Annotated in this window: 7 protein-coding genes; 3 read left to right on the top strand and 4 right to left on the bottom strand. The window is 71.3% G+C overall.

The annotated features are described in order from the left end of the window. Positions 1 to 134: 134 nt before the first annotated feature. Complete coding sequence (locus LOY02_RS14980; protein WP_317183164.1) at positions 135 to 674, bottom strand: LytR C-terminal domain-containing protein; 540 nt, start codon at positions 672 to 674, stop codon at positions 135 to 137. A gap of 40 nt (positions 675 to 714) precedes the next feature. Then, a complete protein-coding gene (locus LOY02_RS14985) occupies positions 715 to 1,011 on the bottom strand; it encodes a type II toxin-antitoxin system VapB family antitoxin (protein ID WP_317183165.1) in 297 nt (98 codons plus the stop codon). 109 nt (positions 1,012 to 1,120) lie between these two features. Between LOY02_RS14985 and LOY02_RS14990 the strand changes: the two genes are divergently transcribed. Both LOY02_RS14990 and LOY02_RS14995 read left to right on the top strand, forming a co-directional pair. Next, positions 1,121 to 2,668 carry a helicase HerA-like domain-containing protein gene (locus LOY02_RS14990; protein ID WP_317183166.1) on the top strand — a complete coding sequence of 516 codons (1,548 nt, stop codon included), beginning with the start codon at positions 1,121 to 1,123 and terminating at the stop codon, positions 2,666 to 2,668. A gap of 115 nt (positions 2,669 to 2,783) precedes the next feature. Beyond that, complete coding sequence (locus tag LOY02_RS14995) at positions 2,784 to 3,758, top strand: GlxA family transcriptional regulator (RefSeq protein WP_317183167.1); 975 nt, start codon at positions 2,784 to 2,786, stop codon at positions 3,756 to 3,758. A 6-nt stretch (positions 3,759 to 3,764) separates the two neighbouring features. Here LOY02_RS14995 and LOY02_RS15000 read toward each other — a convergent pair whose 3' ends face one another. Next, a complete protein-coding gene (locus tag LOY02_RS15000; RefSeq protein ID WP_317183168.1) occupies positions 3,765 to 5,072 on the bottom strand; it encodes an NAD(P)/FAD-dependent oxidoreductase in 1,308 nt (435 codons plus the stop codon). Between the two features lie 231 nt (positions 5,073 to 5,303). On the opposite strand from LOY02_RS15000, the gene LOY02_RS15005 reads away from it, so the two are divergent. Continuing rightward, positions 5,304 to 6,161 carry a CoA transferase gene (locus LOY02_RS15005; RefSeq protein ID WP_317183169.1) on the top strand — a complete coding sequence of 286 codons (858 nt, stop codon included), beginning with the start codon at positions 5,304 to 5,306 and terminating at the stop codon, positions 6,159 to 6,161. Positions 6,162 to 6,419: 258 nt separating this feature from the next. Here the strand turns inward: LOY02_RS15005 and LOY02_RS15010 are convergent. After that, positions 6,420 to 6,822 (bottom strand): DUF5655 domain-containing protein (locus LOY02_RS15010; RefSeq protein WP_317183170.1); only part of this gene is annotated, 403 nt, incomplete at its 5' end.

A 6,822-nucleotide genomic window follows, 5' to 3' on the forward strand; every position in this document is an offset into this window, starting at 1 on the left:
CGAACGCTCGACCCAGCCACGTCGAGTGGCCACGAATACAGGCGCCCCAGCCCAGCGGCATACGGCACGCTCGTGCGTTTGGGGCCACTCGACGGGGGCCGGCACGCTCGTGCGTTTGGGGCCACTCGACCGGGTCAGCCCTCGATGGTCACCGTGGGGCAGGGCGGCAGCGTGGGGGCAGCACTCGTCGGGGTGGGAACGGGACCGAACTTCTTCCAGGCGTTGCCGAGGGCAAGGTCGATCGTGTCCCCCTTGCGCTTGTCCCGGACGAGCTTGGCGCCCTTGACATGCTGGGCGAGCAGCTTCGCCGACTCCTCCCCCTCTGGGCCGTAACGAATGTGGGCGGCCTCCTTGATCGTCTTCTTGCGGGGATCGTTGGCGACGGCGGCGATCTTGAAGCCGCGCTGGGCGGCGACCTTCGAGGTGGACAGCGCGAGACCCTTGCGCGAGGTCGCGTTGTAGACGTTGATCGAGACGTCCGCCGGCGTGAGCGGCGGGGGCGCGACGACGGTCGTGCACGGCCCCGGCTGGGGCGTCGTCTCGCGGAAGTAGGTGGAGGCGTAGTAGAACGCGCCGGCGAGGACGAGCACGACGACCGCGATCGTCACCGTGGCCCGCCGCTGCCGACGCGCGCGGAACTCCAGCGCGGCGTCCTCGTCGTCGACCAGGCTCATGGGTCTCCTCTACCCGGGGCGGGGCGCTCCCCCGCCCGTGTCAGGAGAGTACGAGGACTCGAGCATGCAAAACAGGCCTTTGCTGAAGTGCGGCACGCAAGGCACGGTGCAGACCGTCCTCGAGGTAGAGCTGACCCTCCCACTCGACGCAGTGCGGGAAGAGGTCGCCGAAGAAGGTCGAGTCGTCGGCGAGGAGCCCGCGCAGGTCGAGCGTGCTCTTCGTGGTGATGAGCTCACCGAGCTGGACCACGCGCGGGGGGACGTTGGACCAGTCCTTGGTCGTCACGAGCCCGTGGTCGGGATAGGGACGGGTGTCGCCGACGGCCTTGAAAATCACCACGACACTATAGGCACGTCTCAGGCGAGGGGGACGACTTCGACCCGACCGGTTCGCGACCCGGTCGGTCGCGACCTAGGCAGGGCTCGTCGTGGCTAGAGTGCGGGCTGTGACCGATGCAGCAGCTGAAGCGAGCCAGCTCGACGAGATCCGCGCGGGATACGCCTTCGAGGGAGGTGTGCTCAAGCTCGGTGCGGCAGTGATCGACGGCGAGGCCCATCCCGACTCCCCTGTCCAGGTGCCCCTGGGCGTGCTCAACCGGCACGGACTCGTGGCCGGCGCGACCGGCACGGGCAAGACCAAGACGCTCCAGCTCATGGCCGAGCAGCTGTCCGACCAGGGCGTCCCCGTCTTCCTCGCCGACATCAAGGGCGACCTGTCCGGTCTGTCGTCCCCCGGTGAGGGCGGCGAGAAGATCACGGAGCGGGCGACCTCGGTCGGCATGCCGTGGGCGGGGCGGGGCTACCCGACCGAGTTCTACTCGCTCGGCGGCATGGGCAGCGGCATCCCCGTGCGGGCGACGATCACCTCGTTCGGCCCGGTGCTCCTGTCCAAGGTCCTCGGGCTCAACGACACGCAGGAGAGCAGCCTGGGCCTCATCTTCCACTACGCCGACAAGAACGGCCTCGCCCTGCTCGACCTCAAGGACCTGCGTGCCGTCATCACCCACCTGACCTCCGACGAGGGCAAGGCGGACCTCAAGTCCCTCGGAGGTCTCTCGTCGGCCACCGCCGGTGTCATCCTGCGCAACCTCATCACCTTCGCGGACCAGGGTGCCGAGGCCTTCTTCGGCGAGCCGGAGTTCGACACCAACGACCTGCTCCGGACCACGAGCGACGGCAAGGGCATCATCTCCTGCCTCGAGCTTCCGCAGGTCCAGGACCGGCCGCAGCTGTTCTCGACCTTCCTCATGTGGCTGCTCGCCGACCTCTTCCACGACCTTCCGGAGGTCGGTGACCTCGACCAGCCGAAGCTCGTCTTCTTCTTCGACGAGGCCCACCTGCTCTTCGACGACGCGAGCAAGCCCTTCATGGACGCCATCGAGCAGACGGTGCGGCTCATCCGGTCGAAGGGCGTCGGCGTCTTCTTCGTGACCCAGTCGCCGAAGGACGTGCCGGCCGACGTCCTGGCCCAGCTCGGCAACCGTGTCCAGCACGCGTTGCGCGCCTTCACCCCCGACGACGCCAAGGCGCTCAAGCAGGCCATCGCCACCTACCCGCACACGCAGTACGACATGGAGAAGCTGCTCACCTCGCTCGGCATCGGCGAGGCCGTCGTCACGGTCCTGTCGGAGAAGGGGGTCCCCACCCCCGTCGCCTGGACCCGGATGAAGGCACCGAACTCCCTCATGGACCCGGCGCCCCAGGCGACCGTCGACGGGATCATCGCCGCCTCACCGCTCGCCGGCAAGTACGCCGAGGTCGCCGACCGGGAGTCGGCGTACGAGCTGCTCGCCAAGCGTCTCGAGGCCGCGCCCACCCCGGAGGAAGAGCCCGACCCGGAGCCCAGACGGGGCCGAGAGCCCAAGGAGGAGGAGGGCCTCGTCGAGAAGGTGGTCTCCTCGGGCGCGTTCCGCTCGATGCTCCGCTCGGCCGGGACGGTCATCGGTCGCGAGATCACCCGCAGCATCTTCGGCACGTCCCGCCGGAGCCGCTGAGCTGGCCTGCGCCTGCGCCTGCGGCTTCGCCTGCCCGGCCGTTGTCCGGAATCCAGCGAAGGTTGGCGATGCGGCCAGTTCCGGTGGAGTGAGCCAGGCCGTAGCCTCTCCCGGCATGGCACATCGGATCGCTGTCGTGGTCTCGGGGGAGGTCAGCCTCTTCGAGGTCGCCGTCGCCATCGAGGCCTTCGCCATCCAACGGGACTCGGTGGGCCGGGATGCCTATGACGTGCACCTCTGCACGTCGCGCCCCGGCGCCGCACGGGCGCAGGGGGTGCCGCTGGAGCTGACCATCACCGAGGGGCTGGAGGCCGTGGACACCGCGGACACCGTCATCGTCCCCGGAGCTGACGACCACCTGCAGCCCGCCGACGACGCGACCCTCGCCGCACTTCGGCGCGCCTACGCGCGGGGCGCCCGAATGGTCTCCTTCTGCACCGGGGCCTTCGCGCTCGCCGCGGCAGGCATCCTCGACGGTCGGGAAGCCACCACGCACTGGAAGCGTGCAGCGCGTCTCGCGGCCGAGTACCCGCGAGTGCGGGTCAACCCGGACGTCCTCTATGTCGACGACGGCCAGGTCCTCACGTCGGCAGGCACGGCAGCGGGCATCGACCTCAGCCTGCACCTCATTCGCTCCGACCTCGGCGCCGGAGTCGCGCGCGACGTCGCCAGGTCGATGGTCGTCCCGCCGCACCGTGAGGGCGGCCAGGCCCAGTTCGTCCCGGCACCTGTGCCCCAGATCGCCGCGCACGACGGGGTCCAGCGGGCCATGGACTACGTGAGCCACCACCTGGAGCAGGACTTCACGCTCGGGCGGATGGCGGCCGTCGCGGTCATGTCGCCCCGCAACTTCTCGCGGCGGTTCCGCGAGCTGACCGGAACCACGCCGGCCCAGTGGCTGCTGACCCAGCGGCTGCTCCGGGTCCGCGAGCTCCTCGAGGACACGGACCGCTCCGTCGAGGAGATCGCCCGGATCACCGGGTTCGGCAGTGCCGTCACCCTGAGGCAGCGGTTCGCCCAGGCGATGCGCACGTCCCCGAGCGCCTACCGCAAGTCCTTCCGCGCCGCCGTGGGTCTCGCAGCGTCATAGGCCGTGCTACGGCGCGGAGGGGAGTGCGCCGGCCAGCTCGCCGCGCTGCCGACCGCCTCGCAGAAGCGAGAGCGCTCCGCGCCACCCGAGCAGTGAGGCGACACTTCCCGGCGACAGGTACTGACGGGCGGGCAGGGCACCGCTGAAGAAGGCAAGAAAGCGGTCGGACTGCGCCTGGGTGCGTGCTGCCTGCCGGACCATCGCCGTGGCCACCCGCGAGGGCTTCAGCTGTGCAAGGCCGACCGTGACATCGAACATCCCGCCGAGCGCATCGTCACGGGCACGCACGTAGTCACCGAGCCGCGAGTCGAGGGGCTCACCCGCGTCGAGCGCCGACCCGACGGCAACAGCGAGCAGCTCGGCGCCGAGGAAGGCGTTGGAGATCCCCTGCGCCGTCACTGGGTCGAGCACCAGGCCGGCGTCACCGACGAGGGCCCATCCGGGGCCGTGCGCCGCGCGCACCGCGTTCGGAACGTCAGGCGTGGCCCGGACCCGCTCGACGCGACGGCCCGATCGGGCCCGCTCTCCGAGGTCGGAGCAGCGGTCGAGGACACCGAGCAGGACCTCCTCGGAGTCGGCCTGGACCTGAGGGAGCATCGAGAGGGGGACGGCCGCGAACAGCACCGTGAGGCAGTCATCCGTGGGGAAGGCGGCGGCCGCGAACCCCCGACCGTGGTGCAGCTCCGCGTGGTCGAGGGGAACTCCCGACCAGTACCCGTAGAGCGCCACCGTCGTGCCGGGTCGCTGTCTCGGCATGGCCGCTCCGACGAGCTGCGCCACCCGGGAGTTCTTGCCGTCCGCACCGACGACGAGCTCGGCGGTCGCTTGGAACCGCCCACCGGACCGGGTGCGACCGCGGATACCGCTGACGCGACCGCCGTCGACGTCATCGTTGACGATGAGTCCGTCGACCGTGACGTCGTCAGCGAGGTCGGCACCCGCGGCCTGGGCGGCCCGGACCAGAAGATGGTCGAGGCGGGTCCGGCGGGGACTGATGAGGGTGCCGACTCCGTCGACGACGGGGAAGGTGCCGGTGAGGGTCGCTCCGTCGACGGTGACGCGGGCGGTGTCGACTCCGGGGTGGCCACCTGCCCGCACCTCGTCCAGCAGACCCCATCGAGCCAGGGCGGCAGCGCCGGGGACCTGGACCTGGTGGGAGGACACCGTGTCCCGGGGCAGAGCGACCCGGTCGACGAGCAGCACGCGGAGCCCGCGGCGGGCCAGGAGCAGCGCCGTGGGTGCGCCCGCGACCCGGGAGCCGACCACGACGACGTCGTAGTCGACTCCCGTGGCGCGCGTGGAGGGCCGCGTCACGGTGTCGACCATAGGACGCGGAGGAGGCAAGGTCACCCGCCAGGCCTGCGTGTGGCGCGATCCCATCGACACGGTGTCCCGATGGCCGCGACAGCGCCAGTCACAGTCGCGGCGAAACGCTCCGCGACCCATGTCACGTTGCCGATTTCCACCCGGACGCCCGGATCGGCCCGGGACCGGGGAGACTGCACACATGCCCACGACGGGCGCGTGAAGCGAAAGGACGAGCGCGTGACGAACCAGGAGTCTCCCCCGCTGCACGGCATCTCCGTGGTCAGCATCGCAACGAACGTCCCTGGCCCGGTGGCTGCGGCCCGGCTCACCGCGCTCGGCGCGACGGTGACGAAGGTGGAACCGCCGTCGGGTGACCTCATCGCCCGGGTCGCCCCCGCGTACTACGCCGAGCTCACCGCGGGTCAGGAGGTGGTGGCGCTCGACCTCAAGACGGCGGAGGGACAGGTCGCCATCGAGGCGCTGCTGTCCGCTGCGGACGTCTTCATCACGTCGCACCGGCCGTCGGCGCTGGCCCGCCTCGGGCTGGACTGGGCCGGCGTCCACGCACGCCACCCACGCCTCAACCACGTCGCGATCGTCGGCGACCCGGGTCCGGGCGCGGAGGTGCCCGGACACGACCTGACCTACCAGGCCGTGAACGGCCTCCTCTCCGCGCGCGACGGCGACACGCCGCACCTGCCTGCCACCCTCATCGCCGACCTGGCGGGGGCTGAACGAGCCGCCACGGCCGCCGTTGCCGCACTCTTCGCCCGGGAGCGTTCCGGTGAGGGTCGCTACAGCGAGGTCGCGCTGTCGGCTGCGGCGGAGGCGATGGCGGATCCCCTGCGTCACGGTCTCACCGCGCCGGGCGGGCTCCTCGGCGGTGCCCTGCCGGGCTACGCCGTCTATGCCGCCAAGGAGGGCTTCATCGCGTGTGCCGCGCTGGAGCCGCACTTCCTCGCCCGGCTCGAGGACCTGCTCGGTGTCACCGGGGGCGACGCGTTCGCTGCTGCGTTCAGCGGCCGGACCGCAGCCGAGTGGGTCGGCTGGGCGCGCGAGCACGACCTGCCCATCGAGGCCGTCGGCGGCGCCTGAGCCCTCGAGGGCGACCACCTCCCCCCACACGCACGCTCGGGTCCCAGCCCAGCGGCATACGCCATGGTCGTATGCCGCCGGGCCCGCTCCCGGGCCGCGTGGCCGTTTCCGATCGGTCGGGGGCCGCGCTGCCACTGTCATGCCGTGAACCGCACGGTCATGCTGGGTGCGGGCGACCTCCCAGCGTCCACCCCAAGTGAGGCGCCCGGCTGGGGGGCCGGGCGCCTCACTCAGTCCCGGCGTGCCGGTCTGGGGGCGTCAGGTGGCGCGGGCGGCGGCCTCGTGGAGCCACGCCGAGACCTCGTCGTCGAGGTCGGCCAGGTCGCGCACCTCGAGGTGGTGGATCCACTGCCTCGACGACGGGTGGGCCACCTCCTTGAAGCGCGCTGACTCGTCGTGGCGACCGAGGGCGATGGACAGGACGACCTCGGCAGCAGGGTTGCGGAGGTACTGGCCCGGGCGCCAGAGGTAGGCGAAACCGCGCCGCACCCGGAAGGCCACCTGGCTCGTGGACACCCGCACTTCGACCGGGCCCAGCTCACGGACCATGCCGAGGACGCGCTCGTACACCGCGAGCCCGAAGGGTTGTCCCGCGAAGAAGTCCGCTGCGCTCTGACCCGGCGGTGTGGGTGGACCCGCGGGTGTGGTCGGGTCGGTGGGT

It is taken from the genome of Intrasporangium sp. (assembly GCF_032907665.1).
Taxonomy (GTDB): Bacteria; Actinomycetota; Actinomycetes; order Actinomycetales; family Dermatophilaceae; genus Intrasporangium.

Coding starts and splice junctions, on each gene's coding strand:
- LOY02_RS14980 (WP_317183164.1), bottom strand. CDS start 674: ATGAGCCTGGTCGACGACGAGGACGCCGCGCTGGAGTTCCGCGCGCGT.
- LOY02_RS14995 (WP_317183167.1), top strand. CDS start 2,784: ATGGCACATCGGATCGCTGTCGTGGTCTCGGGGGAGGTCAGCCTCTTC.